Annotated in this window: 15 protein-coding genes and 1 pseudogene; 9 read left to right on the top strand and 7 right to left on the bottom strand. The window is 45.6% G+C overall.

From position 1 onward, the window contains the following. Nucleotides 1-338 precede the first annotated feature (338 nt). The 7 genes from ADICEAN_RS04400 (at nucleotide 339) to ADICEAN_RS04370 (ending at nucleotide 10,129) form a co-directional block, all read left to right on the top strand. The gene (locus ADICEAN_RS04400; protein ID WP_051068787.1) at nucleotides 339-1,613 is read left to right on the top strand and encodes a glycoside hydrolase family 2 TIM barrel-domain containing protein; all 1,275 of its coding nucleotides are present in this window, start codon (nucleotides 339-341) and stop codon (nucleotides 1,611-1,613) included. A gap of 146 nt (nucleotides 1,614-1,759) precedes the next feature. Beyond that, nucleotides 1,760-2,551, top strand: a complete 792-nt coding sequence (locus ADICEAN_RS04395; protein WP_009194323.1) for a polysaccharide biosynthesis/export family protein — start codon at nucleotides 1,760-1,762, stop codon at nucleotides 2,549-2,551. Nucleotides 2,552-2,561: 10 nt separating this feature from the next. Further along, the gene (locus ADICEAN_RS04390; protein ID WP_009194322.1) at nucleotides 2,562-4,901 is read left to right on the top strand and encodes a GumC family protein; all 2,340 of its coding nucleotides are present in this window, start codon (nucleotides 2,562-2,564) and stop codon (nucleotides 4,899-4,901) included. Nucleotides 4,902-5,217: 316 nt separating this feature from the next. Next, complete coding sequence (locus ADICEAN_RS04385; RefSeq protein WP_152426314.1) at nucleotides 5,218-6,762, top strand: oligosaccharide flippase family protein; 1,545 nt, start codon at nucleotides 5,218-5,220, stop codon at nucleotides 6,760-6,762. A gap of 106 nt (nucleotides 6,763-6,868) precedes the next feature. Beyond that, nucleotides 6,869-7,753 (top strand): hypothetical protein, encoded by an 885-nt coding sequence (locus ADICEAN_RS04380; protein WP_009194320.1) that lies wholly within the window; start codon nucleotides 6,869-6,871, stop codon nucleotides 7,751-7,753. A gap of 224 nt (nucleotides 7,754-7,977) precedes the next feature. Continuing rightward, nucleotides 7,978-9,165, top strand: a complete 1,188-nt coding sequence (locus tag ADICEAN_RS04375) for an O-antigen ligase family protein (RefSeq protein ID WP_009194319.1) — start codon at nucleotides 7,978-7,980, stop codon at nucleotides 9,163-9,165. Between the two features lie 322 nt (nucleotides 9,166-9,487). Next, nucleotides 9,488-10,129 (top strand): hypothetical protein, encoded by a 642-nt coding sequence (locus ADICEAN_RS04370; RefSeq protein ID WP_009194318.1) that lies wholly within the window; start codon nucleotides 9,488-9,490, stop codon nucleotides 10,127-10,129. Between the two features lie 124 nt (nucleotides 10,130-10,253). Here the strand turns inward: ADICEAN_RS04370 and ADICEAN_RS20915 are convergent, their stop codons facing one another. The 7 genes and pseudogenes from ADICEAN_RS20915 to ADICEAN_RS04335 all read right to left on the bottom strand — a co-directional run bounded on the left by ADICEAN_RS20915 (nucleotide 10,254) and on the right by ADICEAN_RS04335 (nucleotide 19,036). Further along, nucleotides 10,254-11,408: a glycosyltransferase family 4 protein gene (locus ADICEAN_RS20915; protein WP_009194317.1), complete on the bottom strand. Its 1,155-nt coding sequence runs from the start codon at nucleotides 11,406-11,408 to the stop codon at nucleotides 10,254-10,256. A gap of 17 nt (nucleotides 11,409-11,425) precedes the next feature. After that, nucleotides 11,426-12,012 (bottom strand): annotated as a pseudogene (locus ADICEAN_RS23830) (glycosyltransferase). Nucleotides 12,013-12,686: 674 nt separating this feature from the next. Then, the gene (locus ADICEAN_RS04355) at nucleotides 12,687-13,655 is read right to left on the bottom strand and encodes a glycosyltransferase (RefSeq protein WP_040396205.1); all 969 of its coding nucleotides are present in this window, start codon (nucleotides 13,653-13,655) and stop codon (nucleotides 12,687-12,689) included. Between the two features lie 170 nt (nucleotides 13,656-13,825). After that, complete coding sequence (locus ADICEAN_RS04350; RefSeq protein ID WP_051068788.1) at nucleotides 13,826-14,683, bottom strand: glycosyltransferase family 2 protein; 858 nt, start codon at nucleotides 14,681-14,683, stop codon at nucleotides 13,826-13,828. A 29-nt stretch (nucleotides 14,684-14,712) separates the two neighbouring features. After that, the gene (locus ADICEAN_RS04345) at nucleotides 14,713-15,468 is read right to left on the bottom strand and encodes a WecB/TagA/CpsF family glycosyltransferase (RefSeq protein ID WP_009194313.1); all 756 of its coding nucleotides are present in this window, start codon (nucleotides 15,466-15,468) and stop codon (nucleotides 14,713-14,715) included. Nucleotides 15,469-15,504: 36 nt separating this feature from the next. Next, nucleotides 15,505-16,860 (bottom strand): exopolysaccharide biosynthesis polyprenyl glycosylphosphotransferase, encoded by a 1,356-nt coding sequence (locus ADICEAN_RS04340; protein ID WP_051068785.1) that lies wholly within the window; start codon nucleotides 16,858-16,860, stop codon nucleotides 15,505-15,507. Nucleotides 16,861-17,590: 730 nt separating this feature from the next. Next, nucleotides 17,591-19,036, bottom strand: coding sequence for a phytoene desaturase family protein (locus ADICEAN_RS04335; RefSeq protein WP_009194311.1), 1,446 nt, complete (start codon nucleotides 19,034-19,036; stop codon nucleotides 17,591-17,593). Between the two features lie 406 nt (nucleotides 19,037-19,442). Here ADICEAN_RS04335 and ADICEAN_RS04330 point away from each other — a divergent pair, with 406 nt between their 5' ends. Both ADICEAN_RS04330 and ADICEAN_RS04325 read left to right on the top strand, forming a co-directional pair. Continuing rightward, nucleotides 19,443-22,721 carry a toxin-antitoxin system YwqK family antitoxin gene (locus ADICEAN_RS04330; RefSeq protein ID WP_009194310.1) on the top strand — a complete coding sequence of 1,093 codons (3,279 nt, stop codon included), beginning with the start codon at nucleotides 19,443-19,445 and terminating at the stop codon, nucleotides 22,719-22,721. Further along, nucleotides 22,705-24,669: a DUF3857 domain-containing protein gene (locus ADICEAN_RS04325; protein WP_009194309.1), complete on the top strand. Its 1,965-nt coding sequence runs from the start codon at nucleotides 22,705-22,707 to the stop codon at nucleotides 24,667-24,669. The genes ADICEAN_RS04330 and ADICEAN_RS04325 overlap by 17 nt, the downstream gene beginning before the upstream one ends. The last annotated feature ends 30 nt before the right edge of the window (nucleotides 24,670-24,699 follow it).

The raw sequence follows: 24,699 nt of genomic DNA, 5'->3' as shown, positions 1-24,699 counted from the left end.
TCAGCCATAACGTTCAGTATATATGGAGCAATGAATGGAAAAACTTTGTCTGCGGGCCACTGGCAGGCAAAACGGTGCGCTCAGGTGATTTTGGGCATAGGCAAGCTAGGGGGGATTTCGGTTTACGGCCAATTACCTGGTAGTAAACTACTTGAAGGAACAGGGCCTATACGACATGGTATTATAGAAGCATTATCTTTTGTAAAGGTAAGATAAAATTATAATAGTTATAAATTTAACTAAAATAATTTTATATTTGTGCATCAATTACACTTGTTAGAGCACTCACCTCTGAATTTCTCTGCAGCAGGATGGCATACATGGGTCGGTTTTGTTTAGTGTTACTTACACTTCTTTTTCTTGCCAGTTGTCAGGGAGAGCCGCTGGCGACCAATCCTGCGGTTGAAGTCCGGAAAGAGGGTGATCGCTATGTTCTCTACCGGCATGGCAGCCCTTACTTTATAAAAGGAGCAGCAGGTGATGCCTATCTGGACAAAATTGCCCAATACGGGGGTAATTCCATCCGCACCTGGAACACCCGGGAGGCCGGTCGGATCCTGGATGAGGCTGCTCAGTATGGCCTCACCGTTACCCTGGGCCTGGAGGTTGGAAATGAGTGGTGGGGAGATGACTTTAGCTACTGGGATGGCGATGCCGTTGATGAAAAGATCGAGGAACTGCGGAAGGTGGTTGAGCAGTACAAAGATCACCCCGCCTTGCTGATGTGGGGGGTGGGCAATGAGGTGCACCTCTTTGGCGGCAACCAGATCATGGTGTTGCGCACCATCGACCGCATTGCCAAAATGATCAAAGAAACCGATCCCAATCATCCGGTGATGACGGCCGTGCCCCTTGGGCCTAATTTTAAAAGAAGGGGGCTGATGCGGCTGCTTTGCCCGAATGTGGATGTGCTGGGGGTGAATGGCTTTAAGCGCCTGCCTTTGCTGCAAGAGGAGATCAGGGATACATTTGGCTGGAATAAGGCCTATTTGCTCAGTGAATGGGGTCCGGTAGGCCCGTGGGAGTCGCCGACTACCGATTGGGGGGCGCCTATTGAGGAAAGTAGCTCCCGTAAAGCACAGCTGATGTCCTATTACTGGGATGTAACCACCCGCGATACCACCCATTTTGTAGGGGGGTATGCGTTTTATTGGGGCAATAAATATGAGCGTACCTATTCATTTTACAGCTTGTTTTCGCCAGAAGGATATGAAACAGAATCTGTTCAAGTTCTTCAGCAAATATGGTTGGGAATTGAGCATCAAAACTATAATCAGCACCTTCGGGTTGATTCACTTCACATCAATTCTACCATTGCTAACAGCAATCTTTATTTAAGATCCAAGTCAGTGAATATAGCCTATATCTTTATCCATGCTCCGGTTGATCATCACCTTGAGTATTGTTGGGAAATCAGGCCTGAGGGACTGGATAACTTTAAACCGGGTGAATTTAACACCGTGTTAGATTACTTAGTGGAGGAACAGAATGGTCCTTCTGTCCGCTTTGTTGCACCAGAACGGGAAGGGGGATATCGGCTGATAGTCTGGGTTTTTGATGGCCTGCAATATGTAGCTACACATAATGTGCCCTTTTATGTGATCGTACCTTAATGATATGGGCTAAAAATCTGTATAAATACATCTCATTAAGGGATAAAACTTCTATTATTTAACAAAGTAAGATTACTATTTTATTAGTTAGGTAAATCTTGCTTTCGGTTTATTAATTGATTAAAGATATTTAATACTACTCCCCTATGTTTGTAAGTTCTAATTACGCCGGGCGCCTATGCCTGTTGCTGTGTGTGGTAACGCTATTATGCTCATGCGTGCCTAGTAAAAAGATGATATATTTCCCAGATACCAATTTCAATACGGAGGAGCTTACCACAATACATAACAAGGCAGGAAGCTACAAGCTTCAGCCTCAAGATATTGTCTCCGTTAGAATTAAAACACTGGATACAGAATCATCTGAATACTTCAACTTGCAGCCTAACAATAGCATGCTGAATGTTAATCAGCTTAGTGTTTATCTAAACAGTTATTCTATTGATAGCGAAGGGCTTATTATGTTGCCTGAAATAGGGGCAGTAAAGGTCGGGGGGTTTACCGTAGCTGAAGCGCAGGATAAAATACAGGAGGCAGTAGGGGTATATCTCAATAAAGCCAATATAGTGGTCAAGCTTGTAAGCTTCAAAATTACCGTTTTAGGCGAAGTCAAGCATCCAGGGCACTTTTATATCTACAACAATCAGGCAAACGTACTAGAAGGCTTGGGGATGGCAGGGGATTTGACCGATTTTGGCAATCGGGGGAATATTACACTGCTACGCCAAACCGAGCAAGGAGTAGGAGCTGTTCTGATTGATCTAAAAGACCCCAAATTACTTTCATCTGAATTCTTCTACCTGCAGCCAAATGATGTTCTGTACGTGCAGCCTCTTAGAGCAAAGGCTCGTCGGGGCAACGTTGGAACATTTAGCACCTTAAGCGTCTTATTCGGCGCTGTCTCTACTACGATTCTGATCTTAAACTATCTTAAGTAACAGTACGGTCATGGAAGAAATTGATCTGGAGGTATTTGTAGCGAAACTGCTGAAAAAGTGGTATTGGTTTGTTCTATCCCTGACAGTATGCCTGGGAGCGGCTGGCTTTTATCTGGCCACAACAGAAAAGGAATACCCGGTAGGCACGACCATTCAACTTAAGGACCAGAGCCTAACTGAAAAAGGGAGTAGCCAGGCAAAATTGCTTAGCGGCTTTGAGCTTCTAAGTTCGGGATCAGAATTGGAAGATGAGATTGGAATTCTCACCTCATTTTCTACTATCTCTCAGAGTCTTATAGGGCTAGATATGGAAGTCTCGTATTACCATTATCCGAGTGTGTTGGGTAAATCAGGGAAAGTAGTGGCAAAAGAGATGTACCCTGCCCCCTTTGAGGTGAAAATTGATACAGGCGCCTGGCAGTTGATCTATACTCCCATTTTTCTGGAATTTATTAGTGCCGAACAGTTTCGGGTTAGAGTTAGTACCAAGCCTGAAGCTAGCTATCTATATCATCCTTATACGCGCCAAGTAGTTTCTAAAGAAATAATCTATGAGCTGGATACAATACTTTCAATAAACCAGCCCTTGATAACCCCTTATTTTAAATTCTCTGTCAGCAATGTGTCGCCTACGGTGGCTCAAGTGGGGAGTAGCTATTATATTTCGTTGTCAAGCCTTAACGATATTGCCAATTATTACCGCAAATCGCTTCAGTACGAACAGATCTCTGAAAACTCCAACATTGTAAAGCTGAGTCTAAAAAGCAGGGTGCCTCAAAAAGACATCCGTTTTCTGGCCTCTCTAGGGGCAACCTATATCAACAATGATCTAAAAAAGAAGAACCGTCTGGGAGAGAGAACCATTTCTTTTATTGATACCCAGTTGCAGGGAGTAAGTGATTCGCTACGCCGAGCCGAGAGCTCCCTGGAAAGCTTTCGCTCCAGGAGTAATATAGTGGATATTCAGCGTACCTCTAATACACTTGCCGATCAGTTATTTTCTCTGGAAGAAAAGCAGGCCCAGTTACAGGTACAGAACAAGTATTACCTCTATATGTCAGACTATCTGGCCCGTAATGATGATGTAAGTGATATTATGGCTCCTTCGTCTGTTGGTATCCAGGACCATCTGCTCAATAACCTGCTCATGCAGCTATCGGCACTAAATGAGGAGAAGATATCCAAAGACTTTAGTTCAAGTAAGCAGAATCCAGTGCTGCAGGTACTGGAAAAAAAGATTCGCTCAACCAAACAAGCCCTTATTGATAATATTGATAATCTGATTGGCTCCAACAAAATAGCCCTTCAGGAAAGCAACCGGCGTATCGGAGAGCTTAAAGGAATGATAAGCCGTCTTCCGGAAAATGAGCGCAATCTTACAGACATTAACAGGCGCTTCAAGTTCAATGACAATATCTATAATTACCTGCTGCAAAAAAGGGCTGAGGCAGGAATCGCCATTGCTTCGAACGTACCTGATAAAAGTATAATTGATTTTCCGCGTTTGCTTGATAAGCAGCCAATAAGTCCGAACACCATTTTGATTCTACTTATAGCTTTGTTCAGTGGCTTCATGATTCCTATAGGAATTGGTTTGGTGAGTGAATTCTTTCAAACAAGTTTGGAGAGTTATTCACAGCTGGAAAATTGGACAAAAATTCCTTTGGTAGAGAGAATAGCGAAATTGAATGGAAAGGAGCTGAAGAATGCCTATTCTAGAGAGAGTTACTTGGCTCATGCGTTTCGTTATATACGGCACCATATTGATTTTATAGGAAGAAATAATTCATTGAAAATTATAGGTGTAAGTTCTGCTAAAAGCGGAGAGGGTAAAACATTCTGTGCCCTGAACTTAGCAATAACTTTTGCTCACTCAGGAAACAAAACTCTATTGATCGATGCAGATTTACATCGACCGGCACTGTCAAGTAGATTGGATATAGATATTACAACTGGTTTAGGAGAATATTTAGTTGATGGAAGCAAACCCCAATTACATAAAACAGCCTATGAGAATTTAGATTTCATTGGTGCGGGCAGAATTGAGCAAGGGTCTTCTGATTTATTAAGTCATAACCGTCTGGCACAATTACTAATCGCCTTAAAAGATCAATATTCTTTAATTATTCTCGATACTCCACCAGTTGGAGTAATTGCCGATTATTTACAATTGGCTATTCATGTTGACTACACTTTATTAGTAGTACGACAGGATTATACAAAGAAAGATGAAGTACAAAGACTCTCTCGCTTGGTTGAAAGGCATTCACTAAAATGCGGTATTATATATAATGGGGCAGATCAGGCAGAAGAATATAAAGGCTATTATAAGTTAAAGTATACTAGATAAATATACTATTTGCAAAAAGGGCACTCGCTATCTTGTCTATGACTCATGTAAAGTTTAGTTGATAGTAAAAGGATACAAGACTGCTGAAGAATTGATTGAATATGTTCAGAACCTTCACTATAACTTTGCTAAGCAAGATAATCTGCTTTAAATATAAAGTATGGGTATAGTCTAAAATGGTTTTTCTACTAATAGCTCTTAAATAACTTGAAAATGGAGTTGTAGCTTCAAGCGGTATTCTTCATGATACAAGTACATTTCCTGAAGTGCAAACCATAGGCTTAAAGAAGTCCTTAGGTGTAAATCATTATAAATTTTGACACCCGAAAAAAACAGGTTATTAGCAAAAAACACCTTGATGCTTTATATAAGGATGGTCCTCATGATGGGAGTATCTTTATATACGGTTAGGATTGTTTTGAGTACTTTAGGCGTAGAAGATTATGGAATCTTCAATGTAGTAAGCAGTGTGGTTACATCGTTCTCATTCATTACGCTTGCAATGACTTCTGCTTCTCAGCGCTTTTTATCTTTTGAGCTGGGGAATGATGACCAAAATCGACTGAATAAAGTATTCAATACAAATGTGACTGTCTTCTGCTTTTTAGCAGGATTCATTCTAGTCTTAGCAGAAACGGTGGGATTGGGTATTATGAATACCTACTTGACACTACCTAGTGAACGTTTGATAGCAGCAAATTATGTATATCACTTCACAGTTCTCACATTTATAATAAACATCATTGCCGTTCCTTATCAGTCGATATTGATCGCCCATGAAAGAATGTCTGTTTTTGCTTATCTGAGTTTATTAGAGTCAGTATTAAGATTAAGCGTAGTATTTCTACTGATAGCGCTTCCTGGAGATAAGTTAATTTTATATGGCGTTTTATCCCTTTTATTGAATGCAATTGTTACAATAGCTTATTATATATACTGTAGAAGAAAATTTGTAGAATGTACCTATACGTATTCTTTTGATAAGAAGATAGTCTCGCAATTTCTGAGCTTTTCAGGTTGGAATCTTTTTGGTTCTTTAACTACAATATCATTCGATCAAGGAATAAATTTTCTACTCAATCTATATTTTGGTCCCATCGTTAATGCAGCAAGGGGTATTGCTCTTCAGGTTAATAATGCTATAAACGGTGTGTCATCAAATTTTTATACAGCGGTCAGACCACAAGTCATAAAGCTATACGCAATGCACTATCATGAACATATGATAAGGCTGGTATTCAAAAGTTCTCGTATAGGTTTTTACTTTCTTCTGCTGATCTCTATGCCGATTCTTTTAGAGACCGATTTTATATTGAATTTATGGTTGAAGGAAGTGCCTCCTTCAACCAGCATCTTTGTAAAACTGACGGTTCTTTATAGTCTATTAAATTCTTTGCAGATACCTTTATCTACTGCAGTACAAGCGACTGGAAATATCCGAAGATATCAATTTATCATTGGAGTCATAATGTTACTATGCCTTCCTATTAGTTATATAGCATTATCAAACGGGCTAGCTCCTGAATCAACTTATTTTATTATGATTATTCTGCTGGCCATTGCCCATTTTTTCCGTTTAGGGATCCTAAATACGCAAATTAAGTTGTGTTATGTATCATATATTAGACAAGTAGCATTACGGGTTTTGCTGGTGAGTGCCACTTCATATTTATTGTTACTAAGTATATCTATAAGATTTGAATATGGATTATTAAGATTTATTATAGTGTCGCTGGCCTCATTTATAATATGTTCATCGTTAATATATGTAATAGGGCTATTGCCAGAAGATAAAATAGTAGCAAAAGATCTGCTAAATAAATACTTGAGAAAACCCAAGCTTAAAAAAGTGATAGCTTGATTAAAGTGCTATATATCAGCATAAAATGATATCTCATAGCCGTAGTCTGTGTTAAGTTAACTTTTCCAGTTGTATTGCTACTATTAACCTCTCTTCATATAAAAAAATGGGAAACGTTATTGCCAAAACGATTGTAGCTACAGATGAAAAGTTACTAGTAAACTCTATAATAAAGATCTTTTTAGCTGTAGCTCTGCTTCTGGATTTTTCATTTATATGCTTACATATTATTCACACATTCTTATTATCGGGTAGTATTAACTTTATGATTGATCACGAGGGAGGGTATGCAGAATATTTTCAATATCTCAAGGAAGCCAGTATTGTAATAACCTTGGTTTATATTTTATGCAGATATAATGAGACGTCTTTTCTAATATTGACAATGCTGTTTAGTTATGTTCTACTTGATGATTATTTTGAGATTCATGAAAGGATGGGAGCTTTCCTTGTGAATATTTTCTCTTTATCCGCATTTTTTCTGTTAAAGGCTCAAGATATAGGTGAAATATTAGTAAGCTTTATTATTGGTGGGACTTTTATTTTAAGTATATCTTATTCATTTATGAGAAGTAAGAAGGTTTATAGATATATACTTGTATACTATATATTAATGTTTGGCTTTTTATGTTTTTTTGGCATTGGAATCGACATGCTGCACAGTATGGTTGGCAGTTATTTTAAAACTTCTTCTGAAATAAGTGGCTTGGGGGTTGATTTTATAGGCGCATCATTAGGGTATCATAAACTTAGTCCCGAACCATTCAATTTTTATACTGGTTTTAAAGCTTTTGGAATAATAATTGAAGAAGGGGGAGAAATGGTAGTAATGACACTTATACTACTTTATACTATTCGCCTTTCGCTGTTGCATTCCTTAAGTAATTATTCCAGTTTAATATCTCAAGGAATATTAATGCGCAGCTTGCAAAAGATGAAGTTGATCGATGCAATAGACGAGCAGCAGAGATGTGGGGATAAAGGAGAATAAGTTTCTATGCTTTATACCTCTATTGTCTGAATTTAATTTATCAAGATGAGTATGGCCATACGATTACAGGTCGTTTATATTACACTGTTCTTAATATGTCTACAGTTAAGAACTTATTTTACAAATGAAGTTTGGAAAGTACTGCCAATACTATTGCTAATAGTAGCAATCATACAGTTCTCGATGTTTAAAAAGAAAACTATTTATGTAGGGCGGATTAAGGTATGGAGTACTTTTTTGATACTTTTTTTCTTTTATTTCTCACTTCTTTGTCTATCGCAAGAAACCATCATACCCACTATTCAACAGTTGCTATTTTTAATGATATATTCTCCTTGGTACTTTTTTGTTTATTCCTATATATTAGTTATTCGTATGTCTTTCTTAAATGTGAAAACTTCGAAAAAGCTGGTAAATTAGTTCTTCGTAATACAATAGTTGCGCTATCACTTTTTTCTACTTTCTTTTTTATTTTTTATTTTCTGTCGGAACCGACGAACAGCGAGGGTGTGTTGTTAGGTATGATTGGAATTTCATTTAAAAAGAGAGCTATTCCCTTTGTAGATATACATCCTAATTTGATTGGTATCCTAACCGGAGGAACATTCGTGTTGCAAATATTATATCTTTACTTTATAGAGAATACAAAATTTGTAAAATATTGTATATCCTTAATGTCTGTTATATGTTTTATCTTCATACTATTCACTGATTCAAGAGGTACTTTTTTTAATAGCATACTAACTGTTACAATAATTATTTTACTTCACAAGATGGCCTTTTTAGGTAGTCTGAGAATTATTCCCTTTGTTTTTCCTGTACTCTCATTTCTATTCTTAGCTCTTCTTCCTTTATTAGCTCAGTCTGATATTGGCGATGCTCTAAGTAGAGATAAGAAAGATCTTGCTACTGGCAACTCGCGTGCGATTGTATGGAGACATTGCATAGAAGAACTTTCAAACTTTAAGCCAAACCATTTTTTTGGCTATGGAGAAAATGGACATTACGCTGCAGGAGTTTCAAAAAAATATTGGAGACTTTTCGGACTTGATCCCATGAAGAAATTTACAGTAACACATAATAACTTCTTACAAATATTGTTTGATATGGGCTATTTGGGTGCGCTATGTTTAATTCTCTTACTTACTATAGTATTAAAACAGTTGTACTATATATATAGCCAGCATTTTAGATTTGCAGTTGTTCCGATGGGATATGTCTTATATTATGTACTATCAGGCACAACGGAATCTATATATGGCACTTATAATCGCGTTTACCTATTTATTTTTTTGGGGGTATTAATTTTATCCACTATTCTTTACAATGAATATCTAAAGCATGCTGAGACCGAGCAACTGTTAGGAAAGTTTGAGAAGGTATCGTGTGATAAAAAAGAAATGATTGTGTAGGTGTGATTTAGGGTTAAGTATAGAATAGCTGAACTGCATACACATCTTACTGCCAGTGGACGGTGGGAGTTGCAACACTAGCAGAAACAACTTATATGGAGGCTATTGCTGTGGTGTTCTGTATAACTTTTTCACCCAGGCTGTAGCTGAAAAATATTCAATTGGCCAGTCCAATTTTGGATTTATTTCTGGATAACGCGGAAGCAGCGAGGGAAGGGTCCTACAGAAAATCTTTATCAGTAAGCTAACTGACAGTAGACAGGAGTTAAAATTCTTGCGGATAAAATAAAAGTGAATATTTTATTTAAGCATATATATATATATGAAAAAGAATAACATTCAGTTATTTATAAGTATTCTTCTGATTGTATATAGTATTTTATTGTTAGTAACACATACGCTTACCTCTGAAAAGTATGTGAGGCCTTTCTATACAGATATCACAGGTGAAGTTTATGGATATGGAGTTAATACTTCTTTAAGTGCTTTCTTTCTGGGTTCTACCGCTGTTGTTTTTCTATTATGTTTAGCTTTTATAAAAAATGAGTCCCAAAAAGACGAAAAAATATTTTACTATTCTCAAATCATCCTCTTTATATATCTTGCGATAGATGAGAGATTTCAAGTTCATGATGTTGATCCTATCATCAGATACCATGGCGACATGATTTTGCCGATGTTGGGGCTTTTACAAATTTATCTTCTTTTCAGGTATGGGCATATGCTTTCTAAACCAAAGAAGGTTCAACTCCCATTAATTATTGCTTCTGCTCTCTTTGTTGTGATGGTATTTGTAGATATAGTGGGACCTAAGATTAGTTTACCCCTTAGACTATCTATAGAAGACTTATCAAAGACTTGGGCGAATGCCTTTTTCTTTCTTTTCTCCTACAATGTTTATATTGAAAAGGTACGATCAATAATGAAGAAGCAAGATTCTAATAAACTTTTAGTACATGCTTAATTGTCCAGTTCCATAAAATATAATATATGCAAAATTTTTCCTATTGCAACTGAGTAACTTGTCCTTGCCATTTATCATAAATTCCCCAATTTTCTCCATTTATACGATATTCATTTATTATTCTTTATGTTGTTTTAATAAGACAGCAGCTTTGTACTTCTTTTAATACCGAATTTATTTTCGAGGAGTATGAATCAAGAGTAAAGTGTTCTCTTACTGTGTTGATAGCATTTAAACTTAGGGAGGAATAAAATGGGCAGCTAATAATTCGCTGCATATACGAAGCAAGCTCTTCTGGGCTCCCCTTATATAAATAGCCATTAGATTCATGCTTAACTATCTCTGGTGTAGCTCCACCCTTAAAGCCAATAACAGGTAGTCCCTTAGCCATTGCCTCAATGGTAACCCTGCCCAAGCCTTCGTTCCTAGAACACATCAGAAGACAATCACTTGCCTGATAAATGGTTGCCATGTCTTTAATATATCCTGTAAAGGTGACCTTATTGCTAATACCTAAGCTTGTGGAGAGATCTTTTAATAAGTTTTCATAATTATCTCCTCCCTGTCCTTTTCCGGCTATGAGTAAGTGCACATTGGCATTTCTTTTGCATAGTATTGCCATTGCTTTGATTGCATCTTCATATCCTTTACCTGCTACTAAAAGTCCAGCCATACAAAAGGTGAATGGTGAATAGGTGGGATTTTTACTAATACTGCTTAATTCAGATTCGGCAATTATTCCATTGTAAATTTGATGTTTAAGCTTTGGGTTTACCAGCTTTAAAAGTCTTGCTTCAATAGCTTTTGAAATAGCTATAACAGCACTGGAGTTGTTTAGCATGTGATTGAAAAGGGGTTGTCCGCCAATTCTCTTAAACCCGTAATCCTCTAAGCCAAATTCGCGTATGTGCCAGATGTGAGGTCTTTTTATTACAGAAGCCAGTGCTTTCCCGATCCAAATTACCGAACTATTGCTGTAAACAATATCGGGATCAAATCTCTTTACCTTTTTTGTGAGTTTCTTTAGTGTTATGAGGGATAGCAGGAAGCGATAAGGAACTTTAATTAAGTCAGTGGTGGATTTATAGTCCAAGCCTGTAAAATAGTACCCACTTATCTGATCTATTTGTTTCTCTCTTAAAACTGCACTGAATTCGCCCTCTCTGGGGCATATCACTAGGCATTGATGATGTTTAGCTTGAAGCACTACTATTGTATTTAACAGCGATTTATTGGCTCCATACAAGTCCTGATAATGAGTAATGAAAACAATGCGCATTTCCTTGAAGAATGGAGTCAGATGATTTTAGCTAAAGCCGGTGTAGTAATATGCAAACTTTCTATCAGCTTGGGTATCTGTTCCCTATATTCATGCTTCATATAGAGATAAGCGTTTTTGCTATGCTGCATTTTGAGGGTACTGTTTTGGCTATAGGTATAGATAGCCTCTGCGAGTAAATGGGTAGTTTCGCTAGGCGCTGTTACAGCTACTTTTATACAAACGTTGTTCTGCAAAAGCGCTCTTGCGCCAAAATGGTCTAATGTTACAATAGGTAAACCGAATGACATGGCTTCAAATAGTTGAGCGCCAGAAGATTCTCGTAAGCTGGTAAATAAAAAAGGTCATTCGTTTGATAATGTTTTTTGACTTCTTCCCACGGCAATTGTCCTACCCAATTAACTCTTTCTTTAAGCTCTAGTTTCTGCAGCCATCCTGGTAAGTGCTTGCTAACCGGACCATCTCCTATGATCGTTAGTTTAAAGTTTAGTTTCGGTTTTATCAGCTTTAGCGCTTCTAAGGCTAAAAGCAACCCTTTTCTATGGAAAAGACGCCCTACCCATAAGATTTTGAATTCGTTTTCCTGGTCTGATTTCTCTTCCATGTGGAAGCTTCGATCTGGAAAATCAGCATCCATAAGGAGTTTGGTGTTGGTAGCACCGAATTTCCTGGCTAAGGCTTCTGTTTCATAATTTTCTGTTAGTACAAGCCTGGCAGCCCTCAGCGCATTGCTTACATTGGGGTTGAACCGCATTAAAAGGTTGCTTATCCCTTTTCTGAGTATTTCGGTTCTCCAACCTTCCTGAAAGTAAGGTTTGAATGCCTTTGGAGCAAACTGACCGCCCCCCAGCGGACCTATGATCAGGGGAATGCCAAGCTTCCACATGCCGGTTCCCAGTTGTAAGCTGCCATAGCTGGTATGGTGGACCAGATCAAAAGGCTGTAAATGGTGCAACTGTTTGGCTTTTTTAACAGCCAACTGTTGCCATGCCAGATAATGGATATAGACACCAGCCGTATTTACATAAATGCGCTCCAGCCAACCAGGCACAGGTACGTATTCAAAGTGGCAGGCCGCTGGCTTTTCTGACCAGTTTTCCAGCACTTTCCGATCCTTTTGGTTGGTTAGGCACACTACCTCAAAGCCTTGCTCCACGTAGTGCCGAATCCAGACACAACTTCGGTAAAACTCACCCCCTTTGGTAGGATCACAATGATAGGCCGATATCAGAACGCGCATAGTTTACGTTTTTAACTGATGTGCTGAAAGAAGAAAGCTTAATGAGTTGCTGTTGAAAGGTCCTGAGTGTTCAGGGAATGTAGGCATTCCTGGAGCTTTAAGCGTTGTGCATTTGTTTGCTTTTCGATGCTTAGCCTGGCAAAGGCAATACGGCTGGCATACTGCTCCCGATGTTCCAGCAAAGCACCAATGTGCTGTACCAGGGAATCGGCCGTATTACGGGTAAACATTACCCAATCTTTGTAGATTTTCCGGGTAGTGAGCAGGTCTGTTACCAGCAGTGGAATGCCAAGGGCAATGGCTTCAGAGGCACCACTGGGTTGCGTGCCCTCCCGCGTAGATAAGACAATGGCTGCATGAGCATGGGCATACAGTGCATTAAAGGCATCTTCAGCCAGAAAGCCGGTATAGTGTACATTTGCTGGAGCCTGCGGCCTTAGGTAGGCAGGTATTTTTTCGATATATCCGGTAAGTACAAACCGTATATGAGACAACTGACGAGCAGCAGCAAAGAAAGCCTCTGCAGGCTCATCGTCTGCGGCCATGTTGCAGGGCAGCAAAATGTAGCGATCTGTTTTCAGATTGATGCCTGCCACCTGCTGAATGGATCTATCAGGCACGATCGCTGGCGGAGGGTCCATATAAATAATAGACATAATACCCAGTTTGTCAGCAACGGCTTTTACCTCTTCGTTATGCACCAGCACCAGGCTGGAGCGCTTCAGCAGTTTTTTAGCCAGGGGCCAGTGCAGCCAGTGGCCATCATAAAGCATGGTGTTGTGGCAATCCGAGATATACTGCACCCCTGTAAAGAAAGCATACAAGGCCACCGCATATAAGGCAGGAGTAGGGGCCAGCTGCACAAATACTACATGGGGCTTTTTTCTTATCAGAAACCATAGGGTAGCGACAAACTTGCACAGATAGGACAGGGCTTTTAGCGCTTTATGCTTCTCTTCCCAGCTATAATGAAAATACGCTAGCTGCAGGTTAAGATCCTGTGCCAATGTTTCTGATCTTCTCTGAAATGCCAGCCAGGAAATAAAAACGCCTGTTGAAGTAGGGGTATGTGACATAAAATCCACTTTGAAACAATTATGGGGATGCAGTCAAAGAAGCTTTCTGTAGAGATGTAGGATAGGTCTACCGCAGCCTCTGCAGATGCTTGCTCAACAATCTATTTCTTTCCGGGCAATAAAGAGGTGGCAAGTATTCTGGCATAGGGGCTAAGCCAAAAGAAGATCCAGAAAAAGCCCCCAAATTGCCTGGTGTAGCGCTTCCAGTCTCTTTTGTGAAGCCCCTTTATTGTGTTTACTGCCTTAAGGCGTGCGGCAACCGGCAAGCTTCTGTTTTCCCAAATATTGCTTTGGGGATTGAAACTGCAGGCGCCCACATAGCCTGGTGCCACCAGGAGCGAACAGCCTATGCGCCTGGCCCGCAGGCCATAATCTACATCGCCCCACCGATGGTGGTAGTCGGGGTTGATAATGCCTATTTTGGCTACCACTTCCCGGGGTATCAGCACACAGTTACCACACATTGTATCACAAGGGAGAGGGTTGGAAGGGGAAGGCTCCAGTAAGTGATAGCGAAAGGGGTGCCAGCGACTACTACGCCGGTATCCGCCATAGGTAAGTTCTCCGCTCGTCGCATCCTGGGTGCTGCCTACCAGGATAGTTTCTTTTTTGGTTAGCCCCTGATGGGTGGCTAAAAGATCTTGCAGAGCCGTTGGGTAGAGGTAGGTATCATCATTCAGCCACAGGTAGTAGTCATAGCCGGTGCTGGCGGCCGTGGCAAACGCCAGGTGCATGCCCCTGTTCCAGTAAAGGGCACCCGATCCCTGTAGCAGCTTTACCTTTGGAAAAGCTGTAGCCACGGCCTGGGCTGTACCGTCAGTAGAACCGTCGTCTACCAGATAAACCGCCATACGGCTCAGGTCGGCGGTTTGTGCATAGAGCTTTTCCAGGCAGGCCAGGGTATGGGCCTTACGGTTAAAGCAGGTCAGCAGGACAGCAAAAGAAGGAGTAATCGTCATGGTCATCATCACACACAAAAATCAATCTCTCATTTCAAATTTTTTTGTAGCACCAGACTTCTCCCCGCCAGCCATAAAAACTTGCTATTCCCCACCAGATACCGCTTCCAAAGCCTCCCAGGTTCCAGATAAAGCCTGTAGGCCCACTCCAGGGATAGGTCTCTGGCCCATTTGGGCAGGCGCTTCTCCAGGCCGGCATAGGTGAGAAAGGCCTGGCCCAGGCCCAGCATGCAGCCATGGATCACCCCTTTGTGCTCATACATCCATTTCTCCTGCTTGGGGCAACCCAGGGATACGAATACCAGGTGGGCACCTGACCCATTGATCATCTTTACTACCTGTTTGTCTTCTTCGGCGGTGAGCCGGCGAAAGGGAGGAGAATAACTGCCGGCGATGCGAAGGCCGGCAAATTCTGCTTTTGCTTTTTGGGTAATGGCAGCCAGTACCTCATTGGTAGAGCCGTAAAAGAAGACTGATAGCCCCCTTTTGCCTGCGTCCCTGAGTATGTCAGGAAATAGGTCCATGCCACAGGCCCGTTCCTGCTTTAGCTTGTACTGCAGGTTCATCAGGATGGAGAGGGGCCGGCCATCCGGAGTGACAATGTCGGCCCGGTTGACCACCTGCTTGAAGGCAGGTTTCTGGTAGGCTTCCATCAGCATGTGCACATTGGCGCAGCATACGTAGGAGGATTTTCTGGCCGCTGCCAGCTCCAGGATTTCACTGATATAGTCCTTGTAGGGGGCTGTGGTGACCCAGGTATCTACTACTTTTACTTTTGTCAGCATCTTAGAGAGGAGTTTGAGAAAGGGAAGGGAGGTAGCCTAGTAGGCTTCCTTTTCGCCCTTTACCATGTTTACAACCGTTTTGCCAATAATCTTCATGTCCAGGCCCAGGCTCCAGTTCTCAATGTACTGCAGGTCGTGGTCCACACGCTTCTGCATCAGAATGGTTTCCCGGGTTTCCCCTCGGTAACCGCTTACCTGGGCAAAGCCGGTAATGCCGGGGGTTACCCAGTGTCGGAGTGAATATTCTTTGATCTCTTTAGGATATTCCTGCAGGTGCACCACCAGGTTGGGGCGTGGGCCCACCACCGACATTTCACCTTTCAGTACATTATAAAATTGTGGAAGTTCGTCCAGGCTGGTCTTGCGCAGGAAGGCGCCTATCCGGGTGATGCGGCTGTCGTTCTTTGTGGCCTGCTTCTGGTCCTCATTGTTCACCCGCATGGTCCGGAACTTGTAGCACCAGAAAAGCTTATTGTTGCGGCCCGGACGAAGCTGCTTAAAGAAGATGGGACCGGGGGAGCTCAATTTGATGGCCAGGGCAATGAAGGGGAACAGCGTAAGGGATAGGATCAGCAGTACTATGGCGGAAAAGACCACATCAAAGGCCCGCTTCATTTCCTGGTTTTGCTCCAGCCGAAGGGGTACCCTGCGTGAGGCAATTACCGGAATGCGGCTGTCATTGTAAAGCATGGTGTCTACCCGGCGGCTGAAATCCATGCCGTCCATGTCTGGCACAATGCCCAGAAAGATAAAATGCTGGTCGGCAAAGTCCATCAGCTCTTTAAAGTACTGCCGCTGCTGGTCCAGCGCATAATAGATCTCCTTTACATCCTTCTCCAGGCAATATTCTTTTACATCTTTCAGCGCGCCCAAATAGAAGGGTATATCCTCTTCATGGGTAGCGGGAGTATTGCTGAAATAGCCCAGGTACTGGATGGGCAGGGAGGTGGTCATGAGAAAGTGACGGCTCAGCTCCTTCCCCCTGGGGGTGCGGCCAATGATGATGGCATTTTTACGGCTTGGATAGAGCTGGCTCAGGACCCGAATCAGCCGGTGTAAAAAGACCTTAAGGAGCACAAGGGGAAGAAAGGTAGCAAAAAAGATCAGCAGCGATTCACCGGCGGGGACCATAGCTCCGGTACGCAGGCCAATCATCAGGAAGATCAGCCCATAGTAGAGGATGGCAGACAGCATGGACCGGATAATGATCTTATGGATGCGGTCCAGGTTATCGATCTGGTAGGAGCCTGTCAGCAGTCCGGCCACCACCCAGGAAAGGGCAATGCTGATAGCCAGAAGTTCGTTGGCCGGATCCGCCAGCAGCAGGTCTGGAACTAAAGAACCAAGCCAGTCCAGAATCAGCAGAAGTATCCCTAAGTCTTTGCCAATCAATACCAGCGGTATGAAGGGAGCATACGGATAACGTCTAAATCTCTGTGTAATAGGAGATGGCATGCAATCGGCAGATTAAAGAGTAGTTTATCTGTGAATCAGATCTTAACCCCTATACACTGGTGTAGTAGCACTGGGGAGAACGTGCCGGGTTCACCCCAGAGGAAAATCTGATTCGAGGGTAAATTTATAAATAAAAGTGAAAAAAACTGTAAAAACATAAGATTAATGTGCGTCTGATGGTACTCTATAGCCTATTCGGAAACCTTTTACTGCATACTTCCTAAAAGTATCAGCATCCAACTTTTGTATTATTTAACATTATAAAATTATAATTAACTCAGCAACAGTGGGATAAAGAAGGTGGCTGTTGGATTAAAAACAAGAGGGGTTGAGTATGCCATACAACTGCCAGCAACTTAAATTTTTTTACTAACGGCGCATCTACATAAACTGGTGCGGACTCTGTGCTGGCGGGGTTGTAGACTGATGTTCATAGAGAGAAGGGCTCTAGTTGGAACTGCGCCGGCCATACCCCGCACCAGCCGGATGCGGCCGTGCCATTTGGTGAACAGGATATCGCCCTTTGACAGAAAGGCCAAACCACCAGGGAGGCATCTCCATGCCGGATACGGCTGTTTGGGTGCGGATGTGAACCTGCTTGGCCGGACCATGCCCCTTGCCGATCAGCCGGGAGCAGGCGGTGTAACAGGGGCAGGGGAAGACCGGATCAGCCCGCACTGTTTTCGTCCAGTCCCCAGATCTCTTTGAGCGCCTGTTTGGCAGCATGGTAGCCACACATGCCATGCACACCCCCTCCGGGAGGGGTGGAGGAGGAGCAGAGGTAAATGCCCCTGGCAGCAGTGGTATAGGGCGACAGCCGCAGGGCCGGGCGGGTAAAAAGCTGGGTAATGTCCATGGCCCCCCCGTTGATGTCGCCGCCGATGTAGTTGGGATTGTAGGCTTCCATCTCCAGGGCATTGAAGCTGTGGCGGGCCAGAATTAGGTCCCTAAATCCCGGGGCAAAGCGTTCCACCTGCCGTTCGATACGTTCGGTCATGTCTACCGTTGAGCCGTTGGGTACATGGCAGTAGGCCCAGGCGGTGTGCTTTCTCTTGGGCGCCCGGCTGCCATCAAACAGGCTTTGCTGGGCCAGCAGCACATAGGGGCGCCGGGGGTGCCGGCCTTTCCAGATTTGAGCCTCACCGGCAGCAATTTCTTCCAGCGAATTGCCCAGGTGTACGGTGCCGGCCTGCCGGCATTCGGGCGCGCTAAAGGGAATGGGTCCATCCAGCGCCCAGTCCAGCTTAAACACCCCCATGCCGTAGCGGTAGCGGGCCAGCTGTTTTTGGTAAAGGGGGGTAAAGCGGGGGCCGGCAATCTGCAGCAGCTGGCGGGGACTTACATCCAGCAGCAGGGCATGGGCAGAGGGCAGCTGATCCAGGGAGCGCACCCATACCCCTGTTTCAATTTTGCCGCCCAGCGATACAAAGTAGTCCGCCAGCGCTGTGGCAATCTGCTGCGCACCCCCCCTGGGCATGGGCCAGTTGGCCACATGCCCCAGCGCCAGCAGCACCAGCGCAATGGCCGAGGTGGTGGCATTGCTCAGGGGCTGTATGGAATGGGCGGCCATGCCGGCCCACAGTCCCCGCCCCTCTGGGGTGCGAAAGAGCCTGCCCAGCCAGCTGGCCGGCCATAGGGCTTTCAGGCCAAAACGGGCCATGCCCAGGGGATGCTCCGGAAAGCGCAGCGGTCCCAGCAGGGCAGACCCCAGCGCCTCCCAGTTCTTCGCCAGGGGAGCTACCAGTCGACGGTACAGGGGGCCATCCTTGCCCAGGCGGTCTACGGTTTCTTCCAGGGAGGGGTGCAGCACGGCCGCCCTGCCGCCCTCCAGGGGGTGCGCCGCTGCCAGGGGAGGATACACAAACTCCAGCCCATGCGCCTGCAGCGGCCACTGACTAAACAGGGGAGAGGCTGCCGCCAGGGGGTGAATGGCCGAGCAGATGTCATGTACAAAGCCCGGAAGGGTAAGGGCTGCCGAGCGCATGCCGCCCCCCAGGGTCTCCTTTCCTTCCAGCAAGAGCACCTGCAGCCCCCGGCGCTGCAGGCAAATGGCAGCCGCCAGCCCATTGGGGCCCGAACCTACGACTACGGCATCATACTCTTTTTTTAACACAGCAAAAGGCTTGGTTGGTGGCCGGGTAGTTCTTACTACCCCTAGGCATCTAACCAAAAAGGCTTGCAGGGGTTGGCCGAAACCAAAAAAAGAGGCCCCATGCATGTAGGAGATTGCCCTCCTTTGCGCTGCAACACTCTTTCTGCAGGTAGCCAACTACAACTGCCCGTACGATTTGTCTGCTGCAGGAAGCAGCCTAGCGGCTAGAGCCTACTTTAGGCGCAAAAGAGCTAACAAATCACCTCATGTACTATTCGGGCTCATTTTGAAAACAACAGTTATACCACAAACCGGTACTTTTACTCCCACTGGAAGCGCTATACCCCTTTTGTGCCTTTTGCTGCGGCAGATAAGGCCGGAAAGAGCGCCACTTTTACCTGTTCAACCCTATAGAAACCATCCATTGATGAAGCGATTTAGCCTGCTTTGCCTGGGTATCCTGGCCTTCTACAGCACCGATAGCCGGGCCGCCCTGTTCCAGTCCGATACACTCCCCCTGATCCGCTCCGGCGAGGTGATCCTGAGCGGAAAAAGCCTGCGCACAGAGGAGAAGTACGACCTGGCCATTGAGAAACTCCTGAGCATCCCCGCCAGTGATACCAATTATGTGCAGACGCAGTCTGAACTGCTCATCACCTACCTGGAGGCCAAGCAGTGGGACAAGGCCATTGCCGTAGGCGAGAAGGGCATTAAAGAGCCCTCTGCCCACAAGGCCCTGTTTTACGTAGGCCTGGGCAATGCCTATAGCGGCGCCGATCAGACCGAAAAAGCGGTAGCCACCCATAAAGAAGGGCTTAAACAGTATCCGTATGATTACCTGCTGCACTACAACCTGGGCGTGGTACTAGCCAAGCGGGAAGAGTATGCTGCGGCCATCGGCGAACTGCAGGAGGCCATTCGCCTCAATCCCTTCTATGGCAACGCCCACCTGTTTCTGGGCAATATCATGATCATGCAGGGAAAAAAAGCAAAGGCCACCCTGGCGCTGAGCACCTACCTGGCCCTGCAGCCCACTAACAATGCCGTACTGGTGCTGCTCAACAACCTGATGAAAAATGCGGTAACCTATGAGAACAGCCAGCCGGCCAATGAAACGCTGGCAGCCTTCAAGGAGCTGGACCTGCTCATTAAGTCCAATGCCGCGCTGGATAAAAAATTCAAATCCTCCGTTGCCTTTAAGGCCCCGGTAGCCCAGCAGCTGGAGCTGGTGCTGGAGTCCCTGCCTGCCGCAGAGAAAGGGGATGATTTCTGGCTGCAGTTCTATGTACCTCTTTTTGCCAAAATCAACCAGCAGGGGCTCAAAGAAGCCTTTATCTACCATATTCTTTCATCGGTAGACGATAAGGGGGTTAAGAAATGGAACAAGTCTAACCAGAAAAGCCTGGATAAATTCTTTGCCCTGGCCAACCAGGAGCTGCGGGATTTTCGCTTTAAGCGTACAGCCACCATTGGGGGCCAAAAGGCTGAGTACACCTTCTGGTATTATGAAACCCACCGCCTCAATGCCATTGGCAACCAGATCGACGATGATACCTACATCGGCCCCTGGGTGTTCTATTACCCCAATGGCGAACGAAAAGCCGAAGGCAACTTTACCCAGACCGGCACCAAAACCGGCAAGTGGCGCTACTACTATGACGATGGCGCCCTGAAAAAAGAAGAGGACTACGACAGCAAGGGCGAGGTTACCGGCCTTGTAAAGAACTATTACCAGAGCGGGCCCCTCTGGAATGAGATTCCCTACAAAGACGGGCTCATGCAGGGCCGGGTAGCCATCTATTACCCCTGCGGACAGTTAAAGGAAGAACTGCTCTACAAAGATGATAAGCGCAACGGCAGCGGCACTACCTACTACCTGACCGGCCAGGTGAGCGCCCGCTATACCTATAAGGACAATGAGGCCGAAGGACCCTTTACGTATTTCTATAAGAATGGAAATAAAAAAGAAGTGTACACCTACACAGCGGGCAAACTGACCGGCCCCTATGAGTACTATCACGCCAACGGCAAGCTCTCCCAGCAGGGCCACTACCTGGAGGGCGAAAAAACCGGTGAGTGGCTTGGCTTCTATGCTACCGGCAGCAAGCGCTTTGCCGGCAGCTATGCCAGCGATCTCAAAACCGGTCCCTGGGTGCAGTTTAATGAAGATGGAAGCCTGCAGTCCGAAGAGGTCTTTGACCAGAAGGGCAAGCTGCATGGCACCGCCCGCTACTACACCCGCACCGGCCAGCTCTACTATGACTATGAGCATAAGAATGGCCTGTTTACGGGCTATACCTATTACGACAAAGACAAAAAGATCCTGAGCCAGGGCGGCGATGGCAAGGGTACCTTTAAGATAAAGGCCTACCATCCCGGTGGCACACTGCGCTACGAGGGTGATATCAAGAAGGGCAAGGCCACCGGCCTGTTTACCTACTACCACCCTACCGGCAACAAGAGCAGCCTCATCAACTTTAAGGATGATCAGTACCATGGCCTCTTTCAGAGCTTCCATGAGTCGGGCCAGAAGGATGTGGTGTGCACCTATGTCAATGGCGCGATGCATGGCTACTACCGCCAGTTCCATAAAAACGGCCGCATCAAAACCGAGGGCTGGGTGCTCAATGACGAGATGGAACAAACCTGGAACACCTACTTTACCAATGGTACCCTCTCCCATAGCCAGTATTATCTCTTTGGCGATAGCCATGGTGAGTACCAGCAGTTTGATAAGAACGGACGCCCCTTCTTCCGCAACACCTATAACCATGGGGTGCTTACGGCCCGGGCCCAGCTGGATACCCTGGGCGGCGTGCTGAAAAGCGAAACCCTGGCCGAAGGCAATGGTAAGAATATCCTCTACTTTGCCAATAAAAAGACCCGCTTTCAGACCCAGATGCAGTGCGGCGAGTATGCCTCTGATCTGCTCTCCTACTATGCCAACGGCAAACTGCAGTCCTCAACCCCCCTTAAAAATGGCGAGTACAACGGCCGCTACAAGGCCTACTATGCCAGCCAGAAGCTGCGGGTGGAGGGCGACTATGTAGATGGCGAGCAAAACGGCCTCTGGACCTGGTACTTTGAGTCGGGCAAGGTAGATGCCAAAATCCCCATCCGCAATGGCAAGTACCATGGCGAACGCATTGACTATTGGGAGAATGGACAGATCCGGGTAAAAGGTACGGTTGTAGAGGGCGATCGCATCGGCAGCAGCTTCTATTACGCTCCCGATGGCACCCTGATGATCGAGCGGATGTATGACGAAAACGGGCTGGTGCGCTACCGCTACCTGGATAAGGACAAGCAGCTTACCCCCTACATTGAGCTGCCCAACTATACCGGTACCGTAAAGGCCTATTACCCCAACGGTACCCTATCGGTAGAGAACCACTACAAAAACAGCTTTATGGAGGGCAAGCAGCAGACCTATTACCCCTCTGGCAAGCTTATGGAGGTGCGTACCATCCTGGCAGGGCAGGAGCAGGGCGTACGGGAAGAGTACTATCCCGATGGCAGCCTGCGCAAAAAATCGCCCTATGTAGATGATGAACTGCACGGGCAGGAAGTAGAGTACCATGCCAACGGAAAAGTAAAACGCACATCTACCTACCTCTTTGGCGAAAAAGAGGGATGGGAACTAACCTACGATCAGAATGGAAAAGTACTGTTCAAAGAATACTACCGGGATGGCACCCTCTACTAACACTCCCCGCAGCCACAGGCAGCTGCCGGCGCTGCTGCTGGTGCTGCTGCTGGCCGCCGGGCCCGTCCTGGCGCAGGACTTTGGGGCTACCTACACCGCCCTGAAGCAGCAGTATCCCGAAGAGCAGGCCGTATACTGGAAGTACTACGAGGATATCGACATCTCGGTACAGGCCGATTCACTGCTGGTACGGACCAAAAACTACAAGGAAATGGTGCACCTGGGCGACATGTCGCAGGTGTTTGCCAAGGATGTGGTCTATGCCTCGTATTTTCATCAGGTAAGCAACATCCAGGCCGCTACCCTGCTGCCCAACAAAAAGAAGCACCGTACCCTAAAGGTGACCGACTTTAAGGAAACCTTTGACCGGAACTCGCAGGTCTTCTACGACGATACCAAGCTCATTACCTTTATGTATCCGGCCATTGAGCCCGGGGCCCATACCGTGCTGCAGTACGATGAGCTGCTGCGGGATGCCCGCTTTATCGGCTCCTTTTTCTTTAGCAGCAATGCCCCCCTGGCGCACGGCCGCTTTACCCTTACGCTGGACCCGGGTATTGAAGTAGACCTGAAGCTGCGCCACGATGTGGAGAATAAGGTGAAGGTGACCAAAGAAAAGGTAGGCGCCCGCACCCGCTATGTCTACGAGATCCGCAATAGCGAAAAATACAAGAGTGAAAGCAGCGCCCCCACCATCAAATACTATACGCCTCACCTCAACATTGTGGTGCAGTCCTTTACCACCTCTAAAGGGGTAAAGAAAAATGTGCTGTCCTCGGCAGATGATCTCTACACCTGGTACAAGACCTTTATCAAGGGACTGGAGCAGCACCAGGATGAGACCCTGAAGGGCATTGTTGCCGAGCTGGTGGAGGGCGCCAAAACCGAAGAGGAAAAGGTGCGGCGCATCTTCTACTGGGTGCAGGAGAACATCAAGTACATTGCCTTTGAAGATGGCATGCGCGGCCTGATCCCCCATAATGGCGGCTATGTGTGCGAGAAGCGCTTTGGCGACTGCAAAGACATGGCCAGCATATTAGTGAATATGATGCAGCATGCCGGCATCAAGGGTCATTTTACCTGGATCGGCACCCGGGATATTCCCTATGATTATTCCGAGCTGCCTTCGCCCCTGGTAGATAACCACATGATTGCCACCTACATGAGCGGGGGGCGGCCCTACTTCCTGGATGCTACCGCCCAGTATTCACCCTTTGAACTGCCCTCTTCCATGATCCAGGGCAAGGAAGCCCTTATTGCCCTCAGCGAGGGGGAGTACAAGATCGTGCGGGTGCCGGAGGTGCCCAAAGAGCAGAACCGGGATACTGATACCTCTTACTTCCGGCTGGAGAAGGGGGTGATCAAGGGCCGGGGCCATGTAACCCTTAGCGGCTACAATAAAGTATTCAACACCTACCGCATCAGCAAAACCAGCGAGCAGGAGGTAAAAGAATACCTTACCCGTCGCCTGGGCCGGGGCAGCAACAAGTTTTACCTGGAGCAGTACCAGGTAAGCGATGTGCAGAACCTGGACAAGCCCACCCGCATTGGCTACGAGTTCAGCATCGCCGATTATTACCGGGAAATAGGGGAGGAGATCTACCTGAACATGAACCTGGACAAGGCCTACTTCAAGGACTTTATTGATAAGGACCGCAAGCTGGCCATTGAAAACGAGTACAAATACACCAAGCAAACCGTATCGGTGCTGGAGCTGCCGGCCAACTACACCCTGGCCCACCTGCCCGCCGACGATGCCTTCTCCAATGCCTATTTTGGCTACTCGATCAAGTACCGCCAGGAAAAAGGCCGCATTGTGCTGCACAAGGAGCTGTATGTGAACTACCTCCTGCTGCAGCCCGAAGGCTTTGCCCAGTGGAACGAGGCCATCAAAAAGCTGAGCGAGGCCTATAGCGAAACCCTGATCCTGAAACGCAAACGGGTTTAAATACCCCTTACTCTCTATCAATCTACCGCC

The sequence above is a fragment of the Cesiribacter andamanensis AMV16 genome (assembly GCF_000348925.1).
In the GTDB taxonomy this organism is placed as follows: domain Bacteria; phylum Bacteroidota; class Bacteroidia; order Cytophagales; family Cyclobacteriaceae; genus Cesiribacter; species Cesiribacter andamanensis.
This window is presented reverse-complemented; position numbering and strand designations above follow the sequence as displayed.

Coding starts and splice junctions, on each gene's coding strand:
- ADICEAN_RS04395 (WP_009194323.1), top strand. CDS start 1,760: ATGTTTGTAAGTTCTAATTACGCCGGGCGCCTATGCCTGTTGCTGTGT.
- ADICEAN_RS04390 (WP_009194322.1), top strand. CDS start 2,562: ATGGAAGAAATTGATCTGGAGGTATTTGTAGCGAAACTGCTGAAAAAG.
- ADICEAN_RS04380 (WP_009194320.1), top strand. CDS start 6,869: ATGGGAAACGTTATTGCCAAAACGATTGTAGCTACAGATGAAAAGTTA.
- ADICEAN_RS04375 (WP_009194319.1), top strand. CDS start 7,978: ATGGAGTACTTTTTTGATACTTTTTTTCTTTTATTTCTCACTTCTTTG.
- ADICEAN_RS04370 (WP_009194318.1), top strand. CDS start 9,488: ATGAAAAAGAATAACATTCAGTTATTTATAAGTATTCTTCTGATTGTA.
- ADICEAN_RS20915 (WP_009194317.1), bottom strand. CDS start 11,408: ATGCGCATTGTTTTCATTACTCATTATCAGGACTTGTATGGAGCCAAT.
- ADICEAN_RS04350 (WP_051068788.1), bottom strand. CDS start 14,683: ATGACGATTACTCCTTCTTTTGCTGTCCTGCTGACCTGCTTTAACCGT.
- ADICEAN_RS04345 (WP_009194313.1), bottom strand. CDS start 15,468: ATGCTGACAAAAGTAAAAGTAGTAGATACCTGGGTCACCACAGCCCCC.
- ADICEAN_RS04330 (WP_009194310.1), top strand. CDS start 19,443: ATGAAGCGATTTAGCCTGCTTTGCCTGGGTATCCTGGCCTTCTACAGC.
- ADICEAN_RS04325 (WP_009194309.1), top strand. CDS start 22,705: ATGGCACCCTCTACTAACACTCCCCGCAGCCACAGGCAGCTGCCGGCG.